Below are 24,939 nucleotides of genomic sequence, written 5' to 3'. Positions count from 1 at the left end.
CCATGGCCCTTACCATTACCGAAGAATGCATTAACTGCGATGTCTGTGAGCCGCAGTGCCCCAACACCGCTATCTACATGGGTGAAGAGATCTACGAGATCAATCCTTCACTCTGTACTGAATGCGTGGGACACTTTGACGAGCCACAGTGCATTGTCTTTTGCCCTGTTGAGTGCATTGAAGTGCACCCTGAGCATCAAGAAAGCCAAGAGATCTTACTGAAGAAATTTCAGAAACTCGCTGGGTTGACTGAAGCCTAAACAGACAAAAAAACGGGGCTATCAGCCCCGTTTTTTATTAGGGTTTTACACCCCCCAACAAATCTCTAAACAACACTCCCAAACTACGGCTTGGTGCGGCTTGCTCCACACGCTTAGTCAGTGCTGCACCTGTTTCGCGAGCATCCATCAGCGTATCCAACAAGGGTTGACCCACTAACTTTTCTACTAAGCCATTTTCCAGCGCCTGCTGTACCAATTTGCTGCTGATCTCATTCCACAAGATTCTGTGCTCTGGATGCGAGAGAGAGCCCACCAGTTGTATTGGGACAGTTACCCTAAACAGCTCTTTCAACAAACTGGCATTCGCGTTGTTACGCATCTGGCTTTGTAGGCGGAACTCTAAGGTCAAATCCAAACTCTGATCCACCAAATTGATGGACGATGGTTTACGCATGCTGATACGTAAATCAGGTGAATTTGCCAACATAGAGTTAAAACTCAACACGCCATCGCGCAAGGTAGACTGCAAACTCAAGGCCGAAAAACTGGTGCTACGGCGTAAGTCAAAGCCTAACGCCAGAGGCGGTAACTGAGGGCTAAACGCATTTTTAGCCACGTCCACAACACTTGCTAGTGTTTCAAAGGCATCTAGACCATAAACACGGCCATCTACGGTATCCAAGTTAAACGTACCGCTTAGGCTGCGCAACCAGGCTGCAGGTGTATGCCCCGAGGCGGTGACTCGAGCACTGATATCACTCTTACCGCTCATACGGGTTTGCCCAAACGCATCCTCTAAGATCGCGCCTGACTCGATGCCATAGGCATCTACCGAAGCACGCACACTACTATCCGCCTTCAAACGCAGCTCACTCAACAAGCTACCTTGGTAGAACTCTGCGCTGTTGAGTTTCAACAGTAGCTCACCTTGGCCTATGCCTAAATCTGCTTTGAGCTGCTCTAGCGTGAGCTTGCCCACTTTCACATTTTGTAGCTGTGCTTTGCCCTGTACGGTGTATTTGTTCAAGAAACCTAAGTCCATGACTGTACCAGCCACTGGACCCACAAATTTTTCTTCTGCATCTTGCTGCTCGCCCGACACCACTCGACCACGCTGCTTACGCACCTCGGCGGATGGAATCCAATTGGCGAAATCGGTGTCTTGCACCTGCATGGTGAAATCCAGATTTGGAGCTGCTTGCGGCTGATAACGTGCATCCAACGCAATACGCCCTGCACTTTCACCAATATCCAGATGCGTATTCCACTGATTTACGGGCGTTACCCACGTCAACGAGCCTGCGACATCTGCCTCTACACGCTGATTAGGTAAACCCTCATCCTCAAGGCTAAATACTCCTTTAAGCCCTTCCCAAGACAGCTCTTTTTGTTCGCGCTGCCATACCAAGGGGCTAGCCACTTTCAATACCCAAGCCTGCAAAGGCTGTTTTAAGACAGTGTCTACGCTGAAGCGCTCAGCCCGCAACTGTTGATCCGTGCCGCTAAGATCTTCTATGCGCAATTTAACGCCTGTAGAGTTCACACCAGAGCGGATAAAGCTACCCACTATAGGAGACTTCATCTCCGCAGAGTTGCTGTCTGTGTACACATCAGGCACATCCAAAGCCAGCTCTACCGAATCATGCTCGTACTTACCTTTGGTACGCAGTGCCATACGTTGAATACGTAATAACGAATGCTGGCCTGCATAAACTAGATCTGGAATGCTCAGGCTTGCCTGTACATCAGAGAGCGGCATAGTTCGACTGACCAGCTCTCCTTGGGAGGTAAGCTCCATGCCTTGTACACGCACCACACCCACCAAGGATTGGTATTCCACACCACCTTTAAGCTGCAGCTGCTCGGTTTTGTAGCTACCCACATCTCCTTGTACTTGCACATTGATACGCTGAGCAGCGTAGATATGACTGTAAGGGTCCAGACGCAGCAATGCTTGGCCATCCAGCGCTGCCTCCATATGTGGTTTGGTTCCTTGTAGACGGCCTTTAAACTTCAGATCAAAAGGCTGCCCAAAGGTCATGCGCCCAGTGTTCATGTCTAAGCCTACGATTTGCCCACCACCACCTAAGATATGGTCGTAGTAGTGCACTTCGCCTTCACGGAAATCTAGGCCCGCAATATCAATTTGAAATTGTGTTTTACCTGTATCTGGACTCACAGCCTCTTTTAAGCTCGCCAATACTTTGCTGAGTTCGGAGCCAAGCTCTTCTTCTTTAGCGGATTCAGTGGGTGCTGGTTCGGCAGACACGGTACCTTCTGCTGGGTTTTCTACTTCAGCAGCGTGTGCAGAACCTATGATCCAACCGCCTGAACTGGCTGTAGAAGCCGGCTCGTTTTCCAGTGCGGTGTCATCAAGTAAATCGGAAAAATTAAAGCTGCCGTCTTTTTCGCGCTCAAGCCAAACCTTAAAGCCATTTAGCGAGACATGATCCACCACGAATTGGTTGGACATCAACGGCCAAATCGCCACGGCAAAGCGAGCACTGTCTACCGACATAAAGGTTTGGTTGCTATTACGCTCAGACAACGACACGCCGTTAACAGACAAACCTATACGGGGGAATAAGGACAGTTCTATTTCACCCTCTATAGCAAGGGTACGTTGGTAGCGCTCGTAGACGATTTCTTCTAGCTTACGTTTGTAGGCATTAGGATCAAAAGTCAGCAAGAAAATGGCGGCACCTACTAATGCCACGATGAAAATCACTACCAAGCCTAATAGGCTACGCTTGAACCACACTTTCATTTAGTCCTCAAACCACCGTTCCATCCATTTGTGCTGAGCTTTCACGCTTCCAGCCTGCATGCTACCGCAACCATTGGTACTGCGCATCACACTGTAAAAAAGTGTGTTTTTCCAGCAATAAGCCTACAATCGTACTATCAGCCGGTTGCACATTACCAAAAGAAATATAGAAATCTGCTTTCTGTCTAACTATAGCCAGTCAGCCACCGGTACGATGCATATATTACCTGCGATTATTTCACTTACCTTCTTTGCCCGCTCCCATTATGAAACTGGAAACACTTGCCGTTCATGCTGGTTACAGCCCTGATCCAACTACTAAAGCTGTTGCCGTACCGATTTACCAAACCACCTCTTACGCCTTTGATAATACCCAACATGGCGCGGATCTGTTTGATCTGAAGGTACCCGGTAATATCTACACTCGCATTATGAACCCAACCAATGCTGTGTTGGAGGAGCGCGTTGCGGCACTGGAAGGTGGTGTTGCTGCCCTAGCTGTAGCATCCGGCATGGCGGCTATTAGTTATGCTATACAAACCATCGCTGAGGCGGGTGACAATATTGTTTCGGTGAGTAAACTTTATGGCGGCACCTATAACCTGTTTGCGCACACGTTTCCACGTCAAGGCATTGAGGTTCGTTTTGCAGCCCATAACGAATTAGCCAAACTCGAAGCCCTGATTGATGCACGCACCAAAGCCGTATTCTGCGAAACCATCGGCAACCCCGGCGCAAACATCGTAGACATTCAAGCCTTGGCTGACTTGGCTCACCGTCATGGCGTACCACTGATTGTGGATAACACCGTTGCATCCCCAGCGCTCTGCCGCCCGTTTGAACACGGCGCAGATATCGTGGTGCACTCACTGACCAAATACATGGGTGGCCACGGTACAACCATTGCTGGCGCAGTCGTGGATTCCGGTAAATTCCCTTGGGCTGAGCACAAAGAACGTTTTGCTATCCTGAATACGCCTGATCCGTCTTACCATAGTGTGGTGTACACCGAAGCCTTTGGCGCAGCTGCATTTATTGGCCGCTGCCGCGTAGTGCCTCTGCGTAACACTGGTGCAGCCTTGTCTCCATTCAATGCATTCCAAATCTTGCAAGGCATTGAGACTCTGCCCCTGCGCATGGAACGTCACACAGAAAATGCCCTGAAAGCGGCACAATTCTTGCAGAAACACCCACAAGTAAAATGGGTGAACTACGCGGGTCTGCCAGAGCATCCAGAGCACGATTTGGCAGTACGTTACATGGGCGGCAAACCTGCTGCGATTTTGAGCTTCGGTATTGAAGGTGGTCGTGAAGCCGGTGCACGCTTTATTGATGCACTGAAACTGATCACTCGTTTGGTTAACATCGGTGACACCAAATCGTTGGCTTGCCACCCAGCCACCACCACACACCGTCAGTTAAACGAGCAAGAGCTGGAAACTGCGGGTGTAAGTTTGGATATGGTGCGCTTGTCCATCGGGATTGAGCACATTGATGACATCTTGGCTGATTTGACCCAAGCATTGGACGCTGCTAAATAAGCTAGCGTTTAGGTAAGGCTACCTCTTGCGGGTAGCCTGCCAACACAACACAGACCCTACACACACCATTGCCGCACCTTGCCAGAATGACCATGACAACGGTGTACGCAACAGCAATGCCGCAAAGGCTGCCGAAAATACCGGAATAAAGTACGACGCCCCAGCAAGCAACGTCACATTTCCGTACAAAATTCCTACATTCCACGCTGCATAACCAAAGCCCATTGCAATGGCAGCTAACACCAAATACACCAATGAGCCCACGCTGAAATGCATAGATGGCTGCTCTCCCACGGCGTACATCCCCCACAGCGCCATCGCTACCAACATAAAAAATAGCGTGATGCCATTTTTACCTTGCGCAATGCGTGTGGTGACCGTGCAATAGGCCGCCCAAATCAACGCCCCCAACAAGGCCAGCCCATAGCTCAGTGGGTTTTCTTGAATATTCACCCACATGCCGGGTAGATCCAAACCGTGATCTGAACCCAATACCCACGCCACGCCTAGCATAGACAACACAAAACCTGGCACGATCAGCCACGTGGTTTTTTGCTTATTGAAAAGAATGGCAAAGACAATTGTTAGCGTAGGCCATAGATAGTTCACCATTCCCACTTCTATTGCCTGCCTAGCATGGCTGGCATAGCCTATGGATAAGGCCAAACACAGCTCATACAGCACAAATAGCACGCTGCCCCACACCAGATAACGGCGTGGGAATTCTCGCACCTTAGGGAAACCTACGCTTACCCACAAAATCAGTGATGCCACACTGTAAATCAGCGCCGCACCTCCTACCGCACCAAAGCTTTCGCTGACCCCGCGTATTAAGCCTACGATCAGGCTCCATAACAATACGGCAAGCAAACCTATAAGCGTGGCTTTCTTTGCTGAAGGCATACCCAAGGCCTGCCTTTTTAGATTTCCAAGTTATCGATCAAGCGTGTGCTACCCAGTTTGGCAGCACCTAATGCAACCAAGGCTTCACCAGCTTTGATCTCGTCTGATTCTGGTGTGAGCAAATCACGTTGACGGCGCAGCGTAAGGTAATCTACATCCCAGCCTTCCAAGGCCAACCGTTGTGCAGCGTCGTGCTCGATTTGAGCCACATCAGTACAACCGGCTTGGATTTGCGCGCGTACAGCTTGTAAACAGGCATACATTTGAGGCGCTTTGGCTTTTTCTTGCTCGCTCAAATAGCGATTACGCGAAGACAACGCCAAACCGCTTTCTTCACGTACAGTTTCGTGTGCCAATACCTCTACAGGCAATTGGAACTGGCGGCACATGCTACGTACCACCATCAACTGCTGGTAATCTTTTTTACCGAACACGGCTACTCGTGGCTGCACGCAAGAAAACAGCTTCATCACCACGGTGCTCACGCCCTCAAAGAAACCTGGACGGCACTCACCTTCCAAGATATCACCCAAACCTTTAGGCGTATCAATACGGAAGCTTTGCGGCTCTGGGTACATTTCTTTTTCTGACGGTGCGAACAACACATATACATCGCGCGCCGCTTCTAGCTTGTCTATATCTTGCTGCAATGTACGTGGATACTGATTGAAGTCCTCGTTTGGACCAAACTGCAGTGGGTTCACAAAAATACTGGCCACGACTGGGTCACCGTGCTGACGCGCCAAACGCATCAACGCCAAATGCCCTTCATGCAGGTTGCCCATGGTAGGCACAAATGCAACCCGAGTCTGCCCCTGCAGATGGTCGCGTAGCTCCTGAATGGTGTGTACAACTTTCACTGAAAACTCCAATACCAGAACGGCATTATTGAATAGAAGAGCCCTCGGTACGCACAAAGGCTAGGCGTACATAAATGGGGGCATAAGGTTCGGTTTGAGTTACTTCCACCAGCGATTCGCGCACCAGCTCCAACATGGCCAAGAAGTGCACAACAAGGACAGGAACTGCATCGCCTTCCTCGATTCGCTCTATGAATAGGGCTGTAAACTCTAAAAATTGTGCGTCATTCAAACGACGCAATATTTGACTCATGTGGTCGCGTACGGACAACTGCTCACGGGTAATGGTATGGCTACGGTTCAGCTGTGCCCTACGCATGATGTCGCGCCAAGCATCTTTAAGATCCTCGGGGCTAATATCCGGCAGTACCTGCTCTACATGTAAATCTAGATGTGCATGGGCACGTTCAAAATCACGTCCCAACTGTGGCAACGCATCTAATTTTTGCGATGCCATTTTCATACGTTCGTATTCGAGCAAGCGTCGCACCAGCTCGGCTCGTGGATCTTCCACCTCTTCGTCGGTGTCTGATTTTTTAACTGGTAGCAGCATGCGAGACTTAATCTCTATCAGCAATGCTGCCATCAGCAAATACTCACCCGCCAACTCTAAGTTGGTACGACGAATTTCCTCTACGTAGGCCAGGTACTGACCCGTCACCTGCGCCATAGGAATATCTAGCACATTGAAGTTCTGTTTACGTATCAGATACAACAGCAAGTCCAATGGGCCTTCAAAGGCCTCTAGGAACACCTTGAGGGCATCTGGAGGAATATAAAGATCCTGAGGAACCTTAAACAAAGGTTCCCCATACAAACGCGCAAATATCTCTGCATCAAGTAACGAAGGGGCAACAGCCCCTCCATCGGTTGATGTGATCTGTGAATCGGCTGACTCAGCCATCACACAACATTAGTCGTTGGAGTAGTACACATAGGCTGGTTGTGCCACACGTCCGGCACGGTAGCCTTCCTGCAGCTCAGCATCCAGCTGTTTGTCCCACAAACGACCGCGACCTTCGCGTTGACGGTTGTCAGTTTCTGGATGTTCCTGTTTGAAGCCTTTCAGGAATTGTGTAATTTCAGATTCGTAATTCTTGGCCATAATCACCGCACACTTAACAAATAGCATTCACCAAACCTTGAGTTTACTGCAAACCCGCCCATAAACAGAGCCTGCCGTGTAAACCCGGCTACAGTTACGTCATTCTTCTTTCTATACGTTTTAGCGCAAAGCGAAAAAAAAACGCCTTATGCTAACATCTGCAGTCAAAATCATAGAATTAATGCTTAATTCCCTTAGACTGGAGTTTCCATGACACACCCCTCTTCCTGTCCATCTTGCTCTGGCGAACATACCTACCAAGACGGTGAGTTCTACGTTTGCCCTGATTGTGCGCATGAGTGGTCTATTCACGCCGAAGAGAACACTGCCGAATCCGATGAACGCCAGATCAAAGATGCACACGGTACGCCTTTGCAAGACGGTGATGATGTTCACCTGATCAAAGACCTAAAAGTAAAAGGCTCTTCTACTACCTTGAAAAAAGGTGCCAAAGCACGTGGTATCCGTATTGTTGCAGGCGACCATGAAGTCAGTTGCAAAATTGATGGCGTCAGCTACGAGCTTAAAGCCGAATTCCTGAAAAAAGCCTAATTAGTCGTCTTTTTGAGGAATCAGCATCACTAACTTACAGTCTGGCCGTATAGCCAGCCTGAAGGTGTATTGCCTGAAGTGCAGCACCCCATCCTCTGGATGGGAAAAGCTGCGCAAACCACCCTCACGCTCTACCACTGTTTGTCGGCCCCACCACTGTGCAAATACTGGGCTAGTCGATAACAACGACTGCAACAACGCGTGTAGTTCAGGTTCGTCTACATGCGCCCCTACGTCCCCCCTAAACTCACTCACTACTCGTGTTGCACGCTGCTCCCAGTCCACCACCAAGCTACGGGCGGCAGGATCTAGGAAAATGTAGTGCAATAAGTTAGGGGCTGGGTTTCTATCTGGCCAGCCATCAAACAACCGCAATAAGGCGTCGTTGCGCGCCAGCACATTCCAGCATCTATCCAGAATATAAGCAGGGGCGGCAATACTGCGTACGCAATCTTCTAAGCCGTCTGGCAGTTGAGTCTGCAGCTCGCCATGCTCAGGATCAGCGCATTCTGCCAATTCAAACAGATATTGACGCTCGGCTCGTCCCAAACGCAACTCGCCCGCCAAGCGTGCACACACGGTAGGAGAGATAGCGATTTCTCGCCCCTGCTCCATCCAGGTGTACCAGGTCACACTGATGTCGCACAACTGCGCAACTTCTTCACGTCGCAAACCTGGGGTACGGCGTCGACTCCCCGCAGGCAGCCCCAATGCTTCTGGTCGTGTGCGTTCACGCACGCTACGCAAGAACTCGCCTAATGCTCTACGCCGCGTATTCGCGGCGTGATCTGAAGACGTAATGGTTTCTGTGCGTCCCATGAATACTACCCACGCAATACTGATGCTAACGATCTACGTACATCGTCTTCGTCTCTGCCGGAACGCTGTATGTAGTCTTGCAACTGGTCTTCATCAATATTGCCTACGTTGAAATACTGTGCGTCTGGATGGCTAAAGTAGAAACCCGACACACTGGAAGCAGGGAACATCGCCAAACTTTCGGTCAGCTGCATGTTGATATCTTCCCACTGCATCACACGGTTCATATCTGCTTTCACCACGTGCTCAGGACAAGATGGGTAACCTGGAGCAGGTCTAATACCTTGGTAACGCTCATCAATCAAGGCTTCGTTATCCAAGTCTTCCTCAGACACATAGCCCCACAAGTCAGTACGTACCCGAGCGTGTAGGCACTCTGCAAAGCCTTCAGCAAAACGGTCTGCCAACGCTTTGAGCATGATGTCTGAATAGTCATCGCCCTCTGCTTGGAAGCGCTCGGAATGCTTTTCTATACCCAAACCACCCGTCACCGCAAACATACCTATGTAGTCAATGATGCCGCTTTCTTTAGGTGCGATGTAATCAGCCAAACATTTACTGTGTACGCCAGACCGTTTCACAGTTTGCTGACGCAGGTTACGCCATGTGAACAGCACCTCGGAACGCGTCTCATCGCTGTACACCTCGATATCATCGCCATTCACACTATTGGCTGGGTAGAAGGCCACCACACCATTGGCTTGCAACCAGCGACCTTCGATAATTTTTTTCAACATCGCTTGGCCTTCGGCGTACAGCTGTTTAGCGTGCTCGCCTACTACCTCATCTTCCAAAATACGTGGGAAGCGACCAAAGAGGCTCCATGTTTGGAAGAATGGCGTCCAGTCTATGAAGCGTGCAATGTCAGCCAGATCGTAGTTAATGAAGGTACGTCTACCAATGAACTTGGGGCGTGGTGGCGTGTAATTAGCCCAGTCTATAGGCGGCGCATCAGCACGAGCATCCTCTAAACTGATCAGCGGTGTTTCTTTGCGATTCGCATGACGCGTACGTACCATGTCATATTCTTCAGCAATTTCTTGCACGTAGTTATCACGACTGTCTGACATCAAGTTGGTTGCCACCCCTACCGAACGGCTGGCATCCGGTACGTAAATCACTGGTCCATCGTAATGAGGTGCAATTTTCACTGCGGTGTGCACGCGACTAGTGGTTGCACCACCAATCAACAACGGAATCTTTTTCTCGCGGAAATACGGGTCACGCTGCATCTCAGAGGCGACATAACTCATTTCCTCCAAGCTAGGTGTAATCAACCCAGACAAGCCCACCATATCGGCATTTACTTCTTTGGCTTTTTCTAGAATTTGAGCACATGGCACCATCACGCCCATGTTCTCCACTTCGAAGTTATTACATTGCAACACCACGGTCACAATATTTTTACCGATATCGTGCACGTCGCCTTTCACCGTCGCCATGACGATCTTGCCCTTAGAGCGCACATCGCCACCAGCCAACGCAATTTGGCGTTTTTCTTCTTCAATAAAAGGCACTAAGTGCGACACGGCTTGTTTCATCACACGGGCGGATTTCACTACCTGTGGCAAGAACATCTTGCCCTCGCCAAACAAGTCGCCCACCACGTTCATACCGTCCATCAATGGCCCTTCAATGACCTCAATAGGACGACCACCAGCATTGGCTATTTCTTGGCGTACTTCTTCCGTATCTTCCACAATAAAGGTGGTGATACCATTCACCAACGCATGCACCAAACGGGCACGTACAGGTTGTTCACGCCACGTAAGATCCTCTTCGCGTTTAGCACCAGAACCTTTGATGTTCTCGGCCAACTCCACCAACCGCTCAGTGGAGCTGCGCTCGTCATCAGGCCCTTCTTTAGCGACGGGATCAGCACGGTTCAATATGACGTCTTCCACCATATTGCGTACTTTTTCATCCAGATCAGCGTACACACCTAGCTGACCGGCGTTCACAATCCCCATGGTCAGCCCCTCGCGGATGCTGTAGTACAGGAAGACGGTGTGAATGGCTTCACGCATGGCTTCATTGCCACGGAACGAGAAACTAACGTTAGAAATACCGCCCGACATACGAGCATGAGGTAGATTCTGACGAATCCATTTCACGCCTTCGATGAAATCTCGCGCGTAGTTGTTATGCTCATCAATACCGGTAGCGACCGCAAAGACGTTGGGGTCAAAAATAATGTCTTCAGGCGGGAAGCCTACTTCATTCACCAGCATCCAGTACGCACGCGCACAAATTTCTTTGCGTCGCTCTAGACTGTCAGCCTGCCCTTGCTCGTCAAAGGCCATCACCACGGCTGCCGCACCGTACTTACGACACAAACGCGCATGCGCCAAGAAAGACTCTTCGCCCTCTTTCAGTGAGATGGAGTTCACCACCGCTTTACCTTGAATGCAGCGCAAACCCGTTTCAATCACTTCCCATTTGGAACTATCCACCATGATGGGAACACGAGAAATATCGGGTTCAGAAGCAATCAGGTTCAAGAATTTACGCATGTTGGCAACCGAGTCCAACATGGCTTCATCCATATTGATGTCAATGATCTGCGCACCGTTCTCTACCTGCTGGCGCGCCACCGACAAAGCTTCTTCAAAACGCTCTTCACGGATCAAACGCAAGAAGGCTTTACTACCCGTCACGTTGGTACGCTCACCCACGTTAATGAACAGACTTTGCTCATCAAAGTTCAAAGCCTCTAAACCTGACAAGCGGGTGCGTACAGGGATCTCGGGCACTTGGCGGCGTGGGAGGTTTTGCACTTGCTGCACAATCGCACGAATGTGTTCTGGCGTCGTACCACAACAACCGCCCACCATATTCACTAACCCTGCTTCAGCAAACTCGTGCAATAAACCAGAGGTGTCTTTAGGGGTTTCATCAAAGCCTGTTTCTGCCATCGGGTTTGGTAAACCTGCATTGGGGTACACACAGATGTAGGTGTCGCAGATTTTGGACAGCTCGGCGATATAGGGGCGCATCAACGCTGCGCCCAGCGCACAGTTCAAACCAATGGTGACGGGTCTAGCATGGCGTACCGAGTTCCAGAAAGCCTCTACCGTTTGGCCTGACAAAATACGGCCCGAAGCATCCGTCACCGTACCAGACACCATCACCGGCAAGCGGATTTTGCGCTCATCAAAGACAGACTCAACGGCAAAAATTGCAGCCTTAGCGTTCAAGGTATCGAAGATAGTTTCTATCAGTACGATATCGGCGCCACCATCAATCAAGCCATTGAGCTGTTCGGTGTAGGCATCACGCAGCTCTTCAAAGGTGACATTACGCACGGACGGGTCATTCACGTCGGGAGAAATAGAAGCTGTCTTGGGTTGTGGCCCCAACACCCCTGCCACGTAGCGACGCTGACCTTTAGCGATAAACTCGTCACAGACTTTACGTGCAATTTGCGCTGATGCGACGTTCAGTTCATAGGCGATGCCGTGCAACGCGTAATCGCTCTGGGCGACCTCTGTCGCCCCAAATGTGTTGGTACAGATCACATCTGCACCCGCTTCCAAATACTGGCGGTGTATGGCTTCAATAACGTCTGGGCGCACCAACGACAGCAGCTCGTTATCACCCCGTACATCTTTGTGATGATCTTTGAATCGCTCACCACGAAAATCTGCTTCGCTTAGTTTGTAGCGCTGGATCATGGTGCCCATCGCGCCATCCAGAATCACAATGCGATCAGCCAACAACTGTACAAAATCCCCTGCACGGGTGTACGAAGATACGGGGTATGGAATAGCGGGATATGACACGGTCACGAGCAAAATCCTGAAAATCGTCAAGCGCTGCGTAGGTAGTGTAAAAAACGACTCGCTTACACCACAGCCAAAGAGATGTATTGTACCCCCGCATGGGTGCTATGCTAAATTCCCCTTGCATATCAAGGTACATACTAAGATTTACTTTTCTTATGTAGCTGAACAGAAAATCACTCTGTTCATCGGGAAGCCTGGCCCTATTTCATAGAATAAACAGCGCTGCCCCCGCAACGGTACTCATGCTCCATGCATGTCAGCCCGATACCGAGCCCTGATATCCCTGAGTATTTGTGGCTAGCCAGCAACTTAGGCGTAGCCTGTTTTTAGTGTGGTGTGCGGGGTCGCGCGCCTTACAGGATTCATCATGAAAACAACTAGTCTGGCTGCGCTGCTAGCCTGTGCCTTCCCTATTTGTGCCGTAGCACAACACGCCGAACCCGTTTCCGAATTAGACAACATTGTCGTTACTGCTAGCCGTGTGGCGCAGTTGGAAAGCGAAGTTGTGGGTGACGTCAGCGTTATTGATAGAGCTACTTTGGAAAAAGCCGGTCAAAGCAGCGTGGCTGAATTGCTATCACGTGAGCACGGTATTCAAATTAGCACCACCGGTGGGCCCCAAACCCCTACGTCAATTTTCATGCGTGGTACGGATAGCCGCCACGTATTGGTATTGATTGATGGCGTACGTATTAATAGCAGTATCTCTAATGCTGTTAACTTTAATGCGATTAATCCTGCCCAAATTGAGCGCATCGAAATTTTGCGTGGTGCTGGCAGTAGCTTGTACGGTTCAGAAGCCATTGGTGGCGTGATCAACATCATCACCAAAAAAGGCCAAACCGATACACCTATGGCTTTCTGGGGAGAGATGGGGATTGGTACACACAGCCTGTTCAAAAGCAGCATAGGCTTTTCCGGTCAAAGCAATGGTTTGTCGTACAACCTGATTGGCTCTATGGCCAATAGCGACGGCTTCCGCTCTACCAACGCCCATTCTGATGTAGGAGCATCTAAACGCGCAGACGGCTACGAAAGCAATAGTGTCAAAGCCGACTTAGGTTATATATTTTCAGATCAACATCGTCTGGATGCTCACCTATTCTCGTCATACATTAATGGTGAATTTACCGGCTACACCGGCCAAGAATCCAGTGCGACACGCCAGCAAGCGTATGGCTTAAGCTCTACCAATAAATTCTTCGGTAACTGGACTAGCAAGCTGAGCGTTAACGAAACGCGTGAAACGCGTCAGGGTTACAGCAGCTTTAACGTAGAGACCTCGTCCTACCAAACCACCTTGCGTAACTACGCATGGCAAAACGACGTCACGCTGGGCCAATACCAAACGCTGACTGCTCTGCTGGAACACAATGATGAGCGAGGCAAACAGGCTGGCTACACCAGCTTAAACGCTAAACGTCACAGCAATGCTGGTGCGCTGATTTACAGTTTGAACTACGGCCGACACCATGCGCAAGCAAGCCTACGCCATGACCGTATTGCGAGCCATACCAGCCGCACTACAGGCGCTGTAGCCTATGACTTCGACATCACCAACCGTTGGACGGTAGGGGCTTCGTACAACACAGGTTTCAAAATGCCTACCTTGTACGAAGACTACGTGAACCAAAGCGCGCAGATTTCCACCGTATCGCCTGAAACATCCAAAAACGTGGAAGCGCGTATTGCCTACACCCATGACACAGGCTCTGTGAAACTGGTCGCCTACCAAAATCGCATTAACAACTTGATTAACTGGCGCTTTGCCGGTGGCCCTAACGGCGAGTACTTCAACACCAATCGTGCCAAGATCAAAGGTTACTCGTTGATGTTCGATCAACAGTTCGACGACTTGTCGCTATGGGGTAGCCTTGATTTAACTAACCCTCGCGATAAAGAAACCGACAACCGCCTAACTCGTCGTGCTGCGCAAGTGTACCGACTGGGTGCTAACTACAGTTTCACTAACCTGCAAGTAGGTGCAGAGTACTCGTGGACGGCTAAACGTTCAGATCAAGACTTCCGCTCATTCCCTGCAAAAGACGTCACCTTGGGCAGCTTCAGCTTGGTGAACCTGACAGCAAAATACGATTTCAGTAAATCCGTTACGGCCTCTGTACGTTGGGATAACGTCTTTAACAAACGTTATGAGTATGCATACGGCTACAACACTCCTGGCTCTAACGTGTTTGTAAACCTGACCTGGCGCATGTAAGCCTACCGCCGCTGCCTGACCACGTTAATCAGGCAGCGGTTTCATCTAGGGAAACAATGCTCATGGGCATAGTGCATAAAACACGCTGTTGTTTGATCTCGGTTCTCCTGCCTTTCACCGTATTAGTGCAACCTGCGCATGCACAGCAGACATTGAGCATCCCTGATGATCCATGCAGCAGCACAGCCCCCTCACCCTCATTTCAACGGGCGATTAGTCTTGCTCCACATCTGACCGAGTTGCTGTATGCCGCTGGAGCTGATGACGCCATCATTGCGACAGTAAGCAGCAGCGACTACCCCAAAGCTGCCACCACACTGCCACGTATAGGGGATGGCATCACGCTGCACCCCGAACGCCTGCTAGAACTACAACCTGATGCTATTTTTGCGTGGTTACCGGGCAGTACGCTTGCCTCCATGCAACCTACGCTAGAACGCTTAGGCATCCCATTACTGTATTCTCGCCCTACCCGTCTACGCGATATTCCCCAGGAAATACGCCGGTTGGGTTGGCTATTTAATACCCGTGATATTGCCTGCCCTGTTGCACAGCAGTTGGATGATCGTTTAGATGCGCTCGCCAGCCCTGCCCTACAGGGAAAGTCTACTATGTCGGTATATTTAGAATTGGGGCACGACCCCATCTATACCATCGGCAACGACCCATTAATCGCTGACGTACTAGCCACCTGCAACGCTAGAAATAGTTATGCGCACAGCACGGTAGCTGCTCCACAAGTACTACCCGAAGAGCTGCTTTTACGTAATCCACAAGTGGTGATCGTCTCTCAGCCCTCTACTCTAACGCAACAAGAACGCCTGCACTACTGGCAACAGCACCAACTACCTGCCGCCATCGCAGGACACTTTTTTGGTATCTCACCTGACCTACTTTATAGACCCGGCCCTCGATTGATTGATGCCACCGAGCAACTGTGCGGCTATGTGGATCACGTACGAGCAAATCAACATGCTGCGACGCAGCATGGCAAAAGCCCTGCCAAACCCTGATAAATGCATTATCCTTTAAGGTTTTGACGCTACGGATAACCCTAGCATTTCTGTCATACCACTAGAGCATCACCACCATGAGCATTACTACTCCTGCCGATCCATTTGTTATTGCTGGTAAATCCTATCAGTCCCGTCTGCTAGTAGGCACAGGGAAATACAAGGATTTCGAAGAAACCAAGCTAGCGATTGAAGCCAGTGGTACAGAAATTGTTACCGTCGCCATCCGTCGCACTAACATCGGCCAAGACGTTAACGCGCCTAGCCTGCTGGACTACGTTCCTCCTTCCCGTTACACCATTTTGCCTAATACCGCCGGCTGCTTTACTGCAGACGACGCTGTACGCACTCTGCGCTTAGCGCGTGAATTGCTGGATGGCCACTCGTTGGTGAAACTGGAAGTGCTGGGCAGCGCCCAAAACCTGTTCCCAAACATGCCTGAAACCTTGATTGCCGCCAAAACACTGGTCAGCGAAGGTTTTGATGTCATGGTGTACTGCTCTGACGATCCTATTCAGTGCAAGATGTTGGAAGACATTGGTTGTGTGGCCATCATGCCATTGGCATCACTGATTGGCTCCGGTATGGGCATTATTAACCCATGGAACCTGCGCCTGATTATCGACCAATCTTCCGTACCCGTTTTGGTAGATGCTGGTGTAGGTACCGCCTCGGATGCAGCGATTGGTATGGAATTAGGGTGTGATGGCGTGTTGATGAACACCGCGATTGCAGGTGCTCGCGACCCAATTCGCATGGCATTGGCCATGAAAGAAGCCGTACAAGCTGGCCGTAATGCGTACCTTGCTGGCCGTGTACCTCGCAAATATTACGATGCAGACCCTAGCTCGCCTGTTGAAGGCATGATTCATTCTCGTTCTAAGTGAAGTCTATGATTCCCAGTACTCTGACCATCGCCGGCGTAGACCCCTCTGGGGGTGCTGGCGTATTGGCCGATGTAAAGGCCATGAGCGCGCTTGGCGCCTATGCTAACGGTGTGATTGCAGCACTGACTGCACAAAACACCAAAGGCGTGACTGGCATCTTGCCAGTGGACCCCGCTTTTGTGGCCTTGCAGATTGATACGCTGTTTGACGATGTGCGTATTGATGCGGTGAAGCTGGGCATGTTGGGGCAACAACGCGTGACTGAAGTGGTTGCTGACCGCTTGGCGCATTGGAAACCCAAGCACCTGGTGTTAGACCCCGTCATGGTGGCTAAAAGCGGTAATTTGCTTTTGGAAAAACCAGCAGTAAACGCCCTGCGTGAACAGCTGCTGCCACAGTCCACCATGATTACGCCTAACCTGCCTGAAGCCGGAGTACTGCTGGAAGCTCGTCCTGCAGAGACAATCAAAGAAATGTATGGCGTAGCCGAGAAACTGCATAAGCTCATTGATGATGGCAAAGAACGCTGGGTATTTCTAAAAGGTGGCCACCTACCTGGTGACGACTGCCCTGATCTGCTGTTTAACGGCGATCAAATGGTAGAAATGCCTGCTTTGCGCATCCAAACCAAGAACACACATGGCACAGGTTGCACCTTGTCAGCAGCATTAGCGGCATTGCTGCCTCAAACACCCAATGCAGTTGAGGCGGCAAAACTGGCTAAACAATATTTGTTTAAAGCCATCGCCCGTTCACACGAAATGCAAATTGGCTCTGGCCACGGGCCAGTGCATCATTTCCACCACTGGTGGCCACCTGTTAATTCTTGATTTGGTCTGAGTCACCACTGTAGTTATGACACATAGCACCGCCATTATTGTGGCCATGCAGGAAGAATTAGAAATCGTCCTGCAGCATTTGGATCATGCCAGTACTCATGAACGTGCTGGCATGCAGTTTCACCAAGGCCTGTTCGCAGGCAAACCTGTTGTTGCGGTAATTTGTGGTGTGGGTAAGGTGAATGCCGCTACCTGCACACAAATACTGATTTCTGAATTCGCTGTAAGCCGTGTCATCAATATAGGGATTGCGGGGGGCATAGGCCCTGGCATTTCCCCCGGTGATGTAGTGATTGCTGATTGCTTGGTACAGCATGATATGGATATCGCTGCCCTAGGCTTGCCGCCAGGACAGATCTTCCGTATGGATACGCTGTACTTCCCTACTGACCCTACGCTACGTAAATTGGCTCAGGCTGCTGCCAGCCACATTACTGGGCATCAGGTCAGCACTGGCTGCATTGCCAGCGGGGATCAATTTATTGCTTGCCCAGAAAAAAGCCGCTGGATACACCAGCAGTTCAATGCACTTGCTTGCGAGATGGAAAGTGCTAGTATTGCGCAAGTGTGCTACCTGAATAAGGTGCCTGTGATTTGCATTCGGTCTATTTCCGACAATGCCAATGACGGCGCCAACATGGATTTTGAGCAATTTATGAGTATTGCGGTGCAGAATGCTAGTATTCTTCTGCAGCAAATGCTGCCTGCTTGCCCATGACTTGAAGTACTGGATAGAAAAGTCTGTTTTTGAACAAAGCAGTATCAGACATCCTGTCCTATAATCAGATTTCTGTACGACTAACCAAACGCTTATTGGACGTTATGAACATTCACGCGCTGTCTGAGCTCGAACGTGCCCGCTACTACATGATCGAGCAACAAATCCGCCCTTGGCACCTGTCTGATGAGAATGTGCTTGCTGCCCTGTTTGAGGTAAAGCGTGAGCGCTTTGTTCCTCCTTCAATGGAAGGCGCCGCCTTTTCCGACACCGAGCTGCCACTGATTGTTGACGGTATAGATACAGGTGAAGCCATGCTGTTCCCCAGCTTGGAAGCCCGTCTAGCTCAAGAGCTGCAACTCAAACCGTCTGATGGCGTACTTGAAATCGGTACAGGTTCGGGCTACCAAGCCGCCTTGCTGGCCTGTTTGTGCCAGCAAGTGACCTCTATTGAAATCAACAGTACGCTTGCTGGCTTTGCAAAAAACAATCTGCAACGTAACAAAATCACGAATGTTACCGTTGAAACTGGCGATGCTCACGCAGGCTGGGGTACTACCGAATACGATGCAATTTTGCTGACTGGCTCGGTTCCTACCATACCTGATGCGCTGAAATATCAGTTGGCTATTGGTGGCCGTTTGGTAGCAGTCGTTGGCCAGCAACCTGTAATGACCGTGACCCGTATCACGCGTACTAGTGCGGCAAGTTTTGACGTGGAACTTCTTTTTGATACCAACATCAAAGCTTTGCATGGTACGGCTATTTCGCATTTCAAATTCTAATCGCTCCCGTCGTCGCCCTTTGCGGCGCACGCTGAGCATCCTATTGTTCAGCTCCCTGTACACAGCATTACCTGCCTCTGCGGCAGGTTTGCTTGATATTTGGGAGCTGGCTTTAGCTCGTGACCCGGCTTATGCCGCCACACGCTATGCCAGCACCGCTGACCAAGAGCAAATCAATCAGGCTAAAGCACAGCTATTACCCCACCTGCAGGGAAATGCTCAAGCAGGCACTACTGATCGTCGTAGGGCCAGCACACTTAAGCAACATGGCCATAGCAACATGAATCAATGGAATCTGACGCTTAGTCAGGTGATTATTGATTTGCAAGCCTACAGTCTCTACGAACGCTCCAAACACTTAGCTGCCGTAGCTGTTCTAAATGAAGAACAAGCGCGCCAACAGCTAATGATTCGCGTGGCACAAACCTACTTTAACGTGCTAACTGCGCAAGATACACTGCGCTCGTTGTATGCCCAACGCCAAGCCGTTACTCACCAATTACAATCAGCCGAAGCATCGTTTGAGCTAGGTGGGACCTCTATCACCGACGCTTATGAGGCCAAAGCTAGGCTAGATTTGGTGAACAGCTCTATTGTGGGCGCCGAAAGCCTCTTACAAGTACAGCAGCAAGCACTAGAAGCTCTGATTGCTGAGCCTGCTCCGGTACTCAATGGGTTATCTACCAATAACCTGCCCACACCAGAACCGGCGCAACCAGAAACGTGGGCCACACAAGCCTCACAAAGTAATCTTAGTGTTCTAAAGGCTGAACTGAACTGGTTAAGCACCCAAGCAGCCTTGGATGCCGCTAAAAATGAGCATGCCCCTACCCTGTCTTTACAGGCCCGTACTGGCAGCAGCAATCAACAAGGCGTGTACCAAGACAGTCGCTCACCCCGTGCGCTAGATAGCAGCATAGGCTTAGAACTGAATATCCCGCTGTATTCAGGTGGTGCCATTTCTTCGCGTGTACGTGAGCAAACGGCTCGCTTACAGCAGCAGAATTTCGAGAAAGAAGACGCTAAACGCAATGCGATTACCGCTGCACGCCAATACTTCACTGATGTGAATATGGGGCTGCTACAGGTACGCGCGTTACAGGCGGCAGAGCGTTCTAGTCAAGCTTCATTGGATGCCAACGAGTTGGCCTATGAGGTGGGTGTGCGTATCAACATTGACGTCTTGAATGCGCAGCAACAGCTGTACGAAACACAACGTGCGTTATCCAAAGCACGTTATGACACGCTGTTAAATAGCCTGCGTTTGAAAGAAGCTGCGGGCACGCTGAATGATGATGATCTGCAGGCGTTAGATGCGCTGCTGGATCAACCACAGCCGGCGGTGTAAACACGCCCCCTTATCGGTGGCGGTGTTTATCGCACATACTGGGGAGCACAACATTCATCGCACACGCTAGGGACTGCAGGAATACTTTTTGTGATTTGAGACACCAAATCAAAAAAGTTCCCTCTCCGTCCCTCGAAAGTTCTGCATGTTGGCAGGTTTACTGCCCTTTCTTAAGTGATAGCGTAGGTTTTAGCTGTCAAAACCAGTTACGCGCTGGCTATTCCGTATTGGACTAAGTACCAAGCAATCCACATCATAAATACGCCAATTAGCGTATCTATCACTCGCCATACTAAACGGCTACGTAACCACGGTGATAACAACACCGCACCATAGGCGATAGAGAAGAACCACACGATAGATGCTGCACTGGTACCTAGCCAGAAGCCCAGCTTATGCTGTTCTTCGTAGGTAGCAGCAATACCGCCCACCAAGAGCAATGTATCTACATACACATGCGGGTTCAACAGGGTAATAGCTAAGGTGATCAGTACCACGCGTTTTAAGCTGACTTTAGCGGCGCTGCCATCCAAGTGCATGCCACTGCTGCCTAACCAAGCACTGCGCCACGCCCTGAAGCCGTAATACGCTACAAATGCGGCGCCCAGAAAGGCCAACACGCGTGTCAGCGTTGCATTTTGGCTCAGCAGTGTGCCTACCCCAAACACACCTGCACCCATCAAAATGATGTCGCACACTGTGCAGATTAAGGCTACCCAGAATACATGCTGGCGTAATAAACCTTGCTTCAGCACGAAGATGTTTTGGGCACCAATAGCCACAATCAAGCCTAGGCCTAATACTGCGCCTTGTAAAAAAGCCTGCTCCATGAGTTACTGCCGGATTTTGCGCACCAGCGCGGTAGTGGATCTGTCGAACTCAAAGTCTATGGCTACTGCATCACCACCCCAACTGCGCACCAAGGCTGTCTCGGGGAGTTTTTCCATATCGTAATCACCACCTTTCACGATGAGATCGGGCTTTAAGGCGGCAATAATGGCTTCTGGTGTGTCTTCCGCAAAGAACGTCACTGCGGTGGTGGAAGACAGTGCTGCTAACAATGCAGCACGATCTTGCTCTCCATTTAACGGCCTGTCATCCCCTTTACCCAAGCGGCGCACAGAAGCATCGGTATTGATGGCCACAACCAAGCTTGCGCCCAGTTGTGATGCCGCATCCAGATAGCTCACGTGGCCACGGTGCAAGATATCAAACACACCATTCGTAAATACCAACGGACGTGGCAGTTCGCCTCGCTCTACCGCGCTGGCCAGTGCTTCAGGTGTGTAGATTTTTTGCTCAAAGGTGATTGCCATAATCGTTAGGCCGTTACGATAAGTTGCTGCTGTTTGCTCAAGTCTTTACGGTAACGGTTTAGCTCTTGCACCGATTTAAAGTCTTCGCCCATTAACAACGACATGTTGTGCAGAATACGGGTGGACACTTTACCTTCCCACTCTTTATCAAAGCGGATTTGGTCATCCAACCAGTGCTCCAACCAACCAGGTGACGGCAGTTTGGATTGCACAGTGTCTTCTGGGTACATGTCTTTATTAACGTGCAAATTGGTGGGGTGCAACGCTTGCGCTGTACGGTGCGCAGACGCCATCAACACGCCAATTTTAGAAAACGCCAAGCGCGTTTCTAGTTTGGTTGCTTCGTTAGGCGTAGTCAAAGCTCGGCGCATGTAACGCAGGTACGCACCAGCATGACGGGCTTCATCTTGAGCCACAATTTTGTATATGGCTTGGATAACCGGCTCTGTGTGCCAATCGGCAGCACGTCTATACCAGTGATTCAAACGCACCTCGCCGCAGAAGTGCAACATCATGGTTTCCATGGCAGGGGCGGGATCAAACTCAAAACGTACGTTGTGCAGTTCTTCCTCGGTAGGCACCAACTCAGGGCGGAATCTACGCAGATACTCCATCAGCACCAAAGAGTGCTTCTGCTCTTCAAAGAACCAAATCGACATGAAGGACGAAAAGTCACTGTCACTACGAAAATCACGTAAGAACATTTCCGTTGCGGGCAACGCTGCCCACTCGGTAATGGCATTCATCTTGATGGTATAAGCCTGTTCATCGGTCAGCTTGGACGCATCATAGTCATCCCAGGGAATGTCGTGAGACAGGTTCCAGCGTACAGCTTCCATGGATTTGAACAACTCGGGATATAACATCTCTCATCCTTAGAGGGTAAAGCTACACTCCATCTTAGGGGGTGTAGTTCTCAGAATTATGTCAGTGCCACACATCGTTGATGTGGCACTACAGTACTTTCACAGCCCACAGCACCAGACCTACGATCACAGCCAACAATGCACACAATACGGTCATTAACCTATTGTTCTGCTCTTGTGCCGTGCGTAACTGGCGTAATTCCTGTAGGACCACCGGCGTAGTATCTGGCCGACTCAGATTATCGAAAACCAGGCGTGGCAACTGTGGCATGATCTGTGCCCACTGACCGGCTTCCTTTTTAAGTTGCTGCTTCAGGCCCTGTGGCCCAATACGTTGATACATCCATTTTTCTAGATACGGTTTGGCGGTATCCCATAGATCCAGCTCTGGATCTAGATCACGCCCCATACCTTCGACGTTCAACAAGGTTTTTTGCAGCAACACCAATTGCGGCTGAATCTCCACATTAAAGCGCCGCGATGTTTGGAACAGGCGCAACAACACCTGCCCTAACGATATTTGTGACAAGGGGCGATCAAAGTGCGGTTCACATACCGCACGCACCGCCCCCTCCAATTCTTCTTCGCGCGTATCGGCGGGCACCCAACCTGACTCTATATGCAGTTGTGCCACACGACGATAGTCGCGACGGAAAAAAGCCAAGAAATTCTGTGCCAGATAGTTTTTATCAAACTCTGACAACGACCCCACAATACCGAAATCCAGTGCAATGTAGCGTCCGAAAGTATCGTGATCATCAGAAATACGGATATTGCCTGGGTGCATGTCTGCATGGAAGAAACCATCGGCAAACACCTGAGTAAAGAAAATCTCTACCCCTTTACGCGCCACCTGTTTCAGATCTACCCCTGCATCACGCAAGCGTTGAATCTGATTAACGGGAATGCCACGCATTCTGTCCATAGTGAACACATTGTGGGCGCAATAATCCCAGTGCACCTCAGGCACCATCAAGAGTTCAACACGTTCAGGCGTCTCGACGAAATTACGACGTAACTGACTGCAGTTAGAGGCTTCACGGATTAAATCCAGCTCGTCGTGTAAGTATTTTTCAAACTCAGCAACAACTTCACGCGGGCGCAAACGACGGCCATCCGGCCCCGTTTTTTCTACTAACCGTGCCATGGTGCGCATCAACGCCAAATCTTTGTCGATGACCTCGCGCATACCTGGGCGCAGTACCTTTACGGCAACTTCACGGCCATTATGCAGTACAGCGAAGTGCACTTGTGCAATAGACGCAGACGCAACAGGGTCTACCTCAAAATGCTTAAACAGTTGGTTGGTAGGCGCACCCAGAGCCTGCTCTACGATTTTGGCTGAAACTTGAGAATCAAACGGTGGCACACGGTCTTGCAGCAAGGCAAGCTCTTCGGCCACATCCAAAGGAATCAAATCACGTCGTGTGGACAACACCTGCCCAAATTTCACGAACACGGGCCCTAGGGATTCCAATGCCAAACGCAAACGCTCACCACGCGGCAGCTTAGGAGCACGCCCAAACCGTACAATACGCAGCAAACGCACCGCCCACGGATGACGAATGCTGGACAGCACTAGCTCATCTAAACGGTACTTAAAAGCGATGTAAAGAATGTAGAAGAAACGGCAAAAACTCATCAGCATGACAACCTCTTTTTCTGCTCAAGACGTTGTACAGCTTGCTCGGTGCGCTCTAGTGCTTGCTCCACTTGTTGGAAGCGCGCTTTCCACATCTGATAACGACTGTGTGACACCAATAGGTCACTTTCCTCACCCAGATATTCACCCAGGTTTTCTGCGGCATTGCGTACTGTTTTACGGCTGCCATCAAAAAGGCTTTTAGCCCCTGACAGCAAACGCACAGCCGGTATATCACCTACCACAGCGGCTAACTCACCTTCTACATCAGGGCGTAGTGACTGCGCTAAGTCGGCTACCACATTAGCGAGTGCAGCCTCACCTTCAATACGCATCAATTGCGTGAGCGCGGAGGGGTCACCACCTTGTAGTACTGAAGGGATTTGAGAAAGCCGTTCTGCCGGTAACGTTAGTGTCACGTCAGGCAAAACAGAAGAGTCGCAATGTTGTAGCTGGCCATTGGCGGTAATACTGCATTGAAACCGCAACAGCCCTGCCTCTACACGCACGCTATGCCCGGAAAACGCCGCCAACCGTGCCTGTGCCCATTCATCGCGCACTAACAATCGGTTGATCAAGCGCACCCCCATGCGAGCAGGATGCAAGAAATCCGGAACTACTGACATGAAATTTGCCTCTGACACGATCACCCTGCAGGTAACATAGGAAATGCCCTAGTGTAACCCGTAGCCTTGTTTATCACGTACACAACAAGGATAAAAACAAACGCTACACCACGGTATAGGTATAGCGT

Annotated in this window: 22 protein-coding genes; 10 read left to right on the top strand and 12 right to left on the bottom strand. The window is 50.3% G+C overall.

Features of this window, described 5'->3' with window-relative positions; translation table 11 throughout:
- The first annotated feature begins 2 nt into the window (after positions 1 to 2).
- Positions 3 to 260: a YfhL family 4Fe-4S dicluster ferredoxin gene (locus tag AC3QL0_RS02590; RefSeq protein ID WP_493009962.1), complete on the top strand. Its 258-nt coding sequence runs from the start codon at positions 3 to 5 to the stop codon at positions 258 to 260.
- 37 nt (positions 261 to 297) lie between these two features.
- Here AC3QL0_RS02590 and AC3QL0_RS02585 read toward each other — a convergent pair whose 3' ends face one another.
- On the bottom strand, positions 298 to 2,988 hold the full coding sequence (locus AC3QL0_RS02585; RefSeq protein ID WP_493009961.1) for an AsmA family protein: 2,691 nt from the start codon (positions 2,986 to 2,988) through the stop codon (positions 298 to 300).
- A gap of 266 nt (positions 2,989 to 3,254) precedes the next feature.
- Here AC3QL0_RS02585 and AC3QL0_RS02580 point away from each other — a divergent pair, with 266 nt between their 5' ends.
- The gene (locus AC3QL0_RS02580) at positions 3,255 to 4,529 is read left to right on the top strand and encodes a bifunctional O-acetylhomoserine aminocarboxypropyltransferase/cysteine synthase (protein WP_493009960.1); all 1,275 of its coding nucleotides are present in this window, start codon (positions 3,255 to 3,257) and stop codon (positions 4,527 to 4,529) included.
- Positions 4,530 to 4,547: 18 nt separating this feature from the next.
- On the opposite strand, the gene yddG is transcribed toward AC3QL0_RS02580, so the two are convergent.
- Genes yddG through AC3QL0_RS02560 form a run of 4 tightly spaced genes read right to left on the bottom strand, consistent with a single transcriptional unit; the run spans position 4,548 to position 7,397 of the window.
- Complete coding sequence (gene yddG / locus AC3QL0_RS02575) at positions 4,548 to 5,432, bottom strand: aromatic amino acid DMT transporter YddG (protein ID WP_493009959.1); 885 nt, start codon at positions 5,430 to 5,432, stop codon at positions 4,548 to 4,550.
- Between the two features lie 17 nt (positions 5,433 to 5,449).
- Complete coding sequence (panC, locus tag AC3QL0_RS02570; RefSeq protein WP_493009958.1) at positions 5,450 to 6,292, bottom strand: pantoate--beta-alanine ligase; 843 nt, start codon at positions 6,290 to 6,292, stop codon at positions 5,450 to 5,452.
- Between the two features lie 25 nt (positions 6,293 to 6,317).
- The gene (locus tag AC3QL0_RS02565; RefSeq protein ID WP_493009957.1) at positions 6,318 to 7,196 is read right to left on the bottom strand and encodes a segregation and condensation protein A; all 879 of its coding nucleotides are present in this window, start codon (positions 7,194 to 7,196) and stop codon (positions 6,318 to 6,320) included.
- A gap of 9 nt (positions 7,197 to 7,205) precedes the next feature.
- Positions 7,206 to 7,397, bottom strand: coding sequence for a DUF3460 family protein (locus AC3QL0_RS02560; RefSeq protein ID WP_135861886.1), 192 nt, complete (start codon positions 7,395 to 7,397; stop codon positions 7,206 to 7,208).
- A gap of 210 nt (positions 7,398 to 7,607) precedes the next feature.
- Here AC3QL0_RS02560 and AC3QL0_RS02555 point away from each other — a divergent pair, with 210 nt between their 5' ends.
- Complete coding sequence (locus tag AC3QL0_RS02555) at positions 7,608 to 7,949, top strand: zinc ribbon domain-containing protein YjdM (protein WP_493009956.1); 342 nt, start codon at positions 7,608 to 7,610, stop codon at positions 7,947 to 7,949.
- Here AC3QL0_RS02555 and AC3QL0_RS02550 read toward each other — a convergent pair whose 3' ends face one another.
- Complete coding sequence (locus AC3QL0_RS02550) at positions 7,950 to 8,768, bottom strand: helix-turn-helix transcriptional regulator (RefSeq protein ID WP_493009955.1); 819 nt, start codon at positions 8,766 to 8,768, stop codon at positions 7,950 to 7,952.
- A gap of 5 nt (positions 8,769 to 8,773) precedes the next feature.
- Complete coding sequence (metH, locus tag AC3QL0_RS02545) at positions 8,774 to 12,550, bottom strand: methionine synthase (protein WP_493011030.1); 3,777 nt, start codon at positions 12,548 to 12,550, stop codon at positions 8,774 to 8,776.
- A gap of 370 nt (positions 12,551 to 12,920) precedes the next feature.
- Between metH and AC3QL0_RS02540 the strand changes: the two genes are divergently transcribed.
- The 7 genes from AC3QL0_RS02540 to AC3QL0_RS02510 all read left to right on the top strand — a co-directional run bounded on the left by AC3QL0_RS02540 (position 12,921) and on the right by AC3QL0_RS02510 (position 20,361).
- The gene (locus AC3QL0_RS02540; RefSeq protein ID WP_493009954.1) at positions 12,921 to 14,771 is read left to right on the top strand and encodes a TonB-dependent receptor domain-containing protein; all 1,851 of its coding nucleotides are present in this window, start codon (positions 12,921 to 12,923) and stop codon (positions 14,769 to 14,771) included.
- A 62-nt stretch (positions 14,772 to 14,833) separates the two neighbouring features.
- On the top strand, positions 14,834 to 15,784 hold the full coding sequence (locus AC3QL0_RS02535; protein ID WP_493009953.1) for an ABC transporter substrate-binding protein: 951 nt from the start codon (positions 14,834 to 14,836) through the stop codon (positions 15,782 to 15,784).
- A 77-nt stretch (positions 15,785 to 15,861) separates the two neighbouring features.
- Complete coding sequence (locus tag AC3QL0_RS02530; RefSeq protein ID WP_135861874.1) at positions 15,862 to 16,671, top strand: thiazole synthase; 810 nt, start codon at positions 15,862 to 15,864, stop codon at positions 16,669 to 16,671.
- Between the two features lie 5 nt (positions 16,672 to 16,676).
- Positions 16,677 to 17,501 (top strand): bifunctional hydroxymethylpyrimidine kinase/phosphomethylpyrimidine kinase, encoded by an 825-nt coding sequence (gene thiD / locus AC3QL0_RS02525; protein ID WP_493009952.1) that lies wholly within the window; start codon positions 16,677 to 16,679, stop codon positions 17,499 to 17,501.
- Positions 17,502 to 17,526: 25 nt separating this feature from the next.
- Positions 17,527 to 18,228, top strand: coding sequence for a 5'-methylthioadenosine/adenosylhomocysteine nucleosidase (locus AC3QL0_RS02520; protein WP_430221454.1), 702 nt, complete (start codon positions 17,527 to 17,529; stop codon positions 18,226 to 18,228).
- Between the two features lie 104 nt (positions 18,229 to 18,332).
- Positions 18,333 to 19,013, top strand: coding sequence for a protein-L-isoaspartate O-methyltransferase family protein (locus tag AC3QL0_RS02515; RefSeq protein WP_493011029.1), 681 nt, complete (start codon positions 18,333 to 18,335; stop codon positions 19,011 to 19,013).
- A gap of 43 nt (positions 19,014 to 19,056) precedes the next feature.
- Positions 19,057 to 20,361 (top strand): TolC family outer membrane protein, encoded by a 1,305-nt coding sequence (locus tag AC3QL0_RS02510; RefSeq protein ID WP_493009951.1) that lies wholly within the window; start codon positions 19,057 to 19,059, stop codon positions 20,359 to 20,361.
- A gap of 206 nt (positions 20,362 to 20,567) precedes the next feature.
- On the opposite strand, the gene AC3QL0_RS02505 is transcribed toward AC3QL0_RS02510, so the two are convergent.
- The 5 genes from AC3QL0_RS02505 to AC3QL0_RS02485 all read right to left on the bottom strand — a co-directional run bounded on the left by AC3QL0_RS02505 (position 20,568) and on the right by AC3QL0_RS02485 (position 24,811).
- Complete coding sequence (locus AC3QL0_RS02505; RefSeq protein ID WP_493009950.1) at positions 20,568 to 21,191, bottom strand: LysE/ArgO family amino acid transporter; 624 nt, start codon at positions 21,189 to 21,191, stop codon at positions 20,568 to 20,570.
- A gap of 3 nt (positions 21,192 to 21,194) precedes the next feature.
- Entirely contained in the window at positions 21,195 to 21,680 is a 486-nt protein-coding gene (locus AC3QL0_RS02500; protein ID WP_493011028.1) for an adenylyltransferase/cytidyltransferase family protein, read from the bottom strand.
- Positions 21,681 to 21,682: 2 nt separating this feature from the next.
- A complete protein-coding gene (locus tag AC3QL0_RS02495) occupies positions 21,683 to 22,543 on the bottom strand; it encodes a ferritin-like domain-containing protein (RefSeq protein WP_493009949.1) in 861 nt (286 codons plus the stop codon).
- A gap of 88 nt (positions 22,544 to 22,631) precedes the next feature.
- Complete coding sequence (gene ubiB, locus AC3QL0_RS02490) at positions 22,632 to 24,191, bottom strand: ubiquinone biosynthesis regulatory protein kinase UbiB (RefSeq protein ID WP_493009948.1); 1,560 nt, start codon at positions 24,189 to 24,191, stop codon at positions 22,632 to 22,634.
- Positions 24,185 to 24,811: a ubiquinone biosynthesis accessory factor UbiJ gene (locus tag AC3QL0_RS02485; protein WP_493009947.1), complete on the bottom strand. Its 627-nt coding sequence runs from the start codon at positions 24,809 to 24,811 to the stop codon at positions 24,185 to 24,187. The genes ubiB and AC3QL0_RS02485 overlap by 7 nt, the downstream gene beginning before the upstream one ends.
- Between the last annotated feature and the right edge of the window lie 128 nt (positions 24,812 to 24,939).

The sequence above is a fragment of the Paenalcaligenes sp. GW821-LYS-B07-1 genome, assembly GCF_058803365.1.
The sequence above is the reverse complement of the archived record's forward strand: the minus strand, read 5'-3'. Positions and strand labels throughout refer to the sequence as shown.

Excerpts from the sequence above, each read along its gene's own strand:
- AC3QL0_RS02590 (WP_493009962.1), top strand. The coding sequence starts at position 3 with ATGGCCCTTACCATTACCGAAGAATGCATTAACTGCGATGTCTGTGAG.
- AC3QL0_RS02585 (WP_493009961.1), bottom strand. The coding sequence starts at position 2,988 with ATGAAAGTGTGGTTCAAGCGTAGCCTATTAGGCTTGGTAGTGATTTTC.
- AC3QL0_RS02580 (WP_493009960.1), top strand. The coding sequence starts at position 3,255 with ATGAAACTGGAAACACTTGCCGTTCATGCTGGTTACAGCCCTGATCCA.
- yddG (WP_493009959.1), bottom strand. The coding sequence starts at position 5,432 with ATGCCTTCAGCAAAGAAAGCCACGCTTATAGGTTTGCTTGCCGTATTG.
- AC3QL0_RS02565 (WP_493009957.1), bottom strand. The coding sequence starts at position 7,196 with ATGGCTGAGTCAGCCGATTCACAGATCACATCAACCGATGGAGGGGCT.
- AC3QL0_RS02560 (WP_135861886.1), bottom strand. The coding sequence starts at position 7,397 with ATGGCCAAGAATTACGAATCTGAAATTACACAATTCCTGAAAGGCTTC.
- AC3QL0_RS02555 (WP_493009956.1), top strand. The coding sequence starts at position 7,608 with ATGACACACCCCTCTTCCTGTCCATCTTGCTCTGGCGAACATACCTAC.
- AC3QL0_RS02550 (WP_493009955.1), bottom strand. The coding sequence starts at position 8,768 with ATGGGACGCACAGAAACCATTACGTCTTCAGATCACGCCGCGAATACG.
- AC3QL0_RS02540 (WP_493009954.1), top strand. The coding sequence starts at position 12,921 with ATGAAAACAACTAGTCTGGCTGCGCTGCTAGCCTGTGCCTTCCCTATT.
- AC3QL0_RS02535 (WP_493009953.1), top strand. The coding sequence starts at position 14,834 with ATGGGCATAGTGCATAAAACACGCTGTTGTTTGATCTCGGTTCTCCTG.
- AC3QL0_RS02530 (WP_135861874.1), top strand. The coding sequence starts at position 15,862 with ATGAGCATTACTACTCCTGCCGATCCATTTGTTATTGCTGGTAAATCC.
- thiD (WP_493009952.1), top strand. The coding sequence starts at position 16,677 with ATGATTCCCAGTACTCTGACCATCGCCGGCGTAGACCCCTCTGGGGGT.
- AC3QL0_RS02520 (WP_430221454.1), top strand. The coding sequence starts at position 17,527 with ATGACACATAGCACCGCCATTATTGTGGCCATGCAGGAAGAATTAGAA.
- AC3QL0_RS02515 (WP_493011029.1), top strand. The coding sequence starts at position 18,333 with ATGAACATTCACGCGCTGTCTGAGCTCGAACGTGCCCGCTACTACATG.
- AC3QL0_RS02505 (WP_493009950.1), bottom strand. The coding sequence starts at position 21,191 with ATGGAGCAGGCTTTTTTACAAGGCGCAGTATTAGGCCTAGGCTTGATT.
- AC3QL0_RS02495 (WP_493009949.1), bottom strand. The coding sequence starts at position 22,543 with ATGTTATATCCCGAGTTGTTCAAATCCATGGAAGCTGTACGCTGGAAC.
- ubiB (WP_493009948.1), bottom strand. The coding sequence starts at position 24,191 with ATGCTGATGAGTTTTTGCCGTTTCTTCTACATTCTTTACATCGCTTTT.
- AC3QL0_RS02485 (WP_493009947.1), bottom strand. The coding sequence starts at position 24,811 with ATGTCAGTAGTTCCGGATTTCTTGCATCCTGCTCGCATGGGGGTGCGC.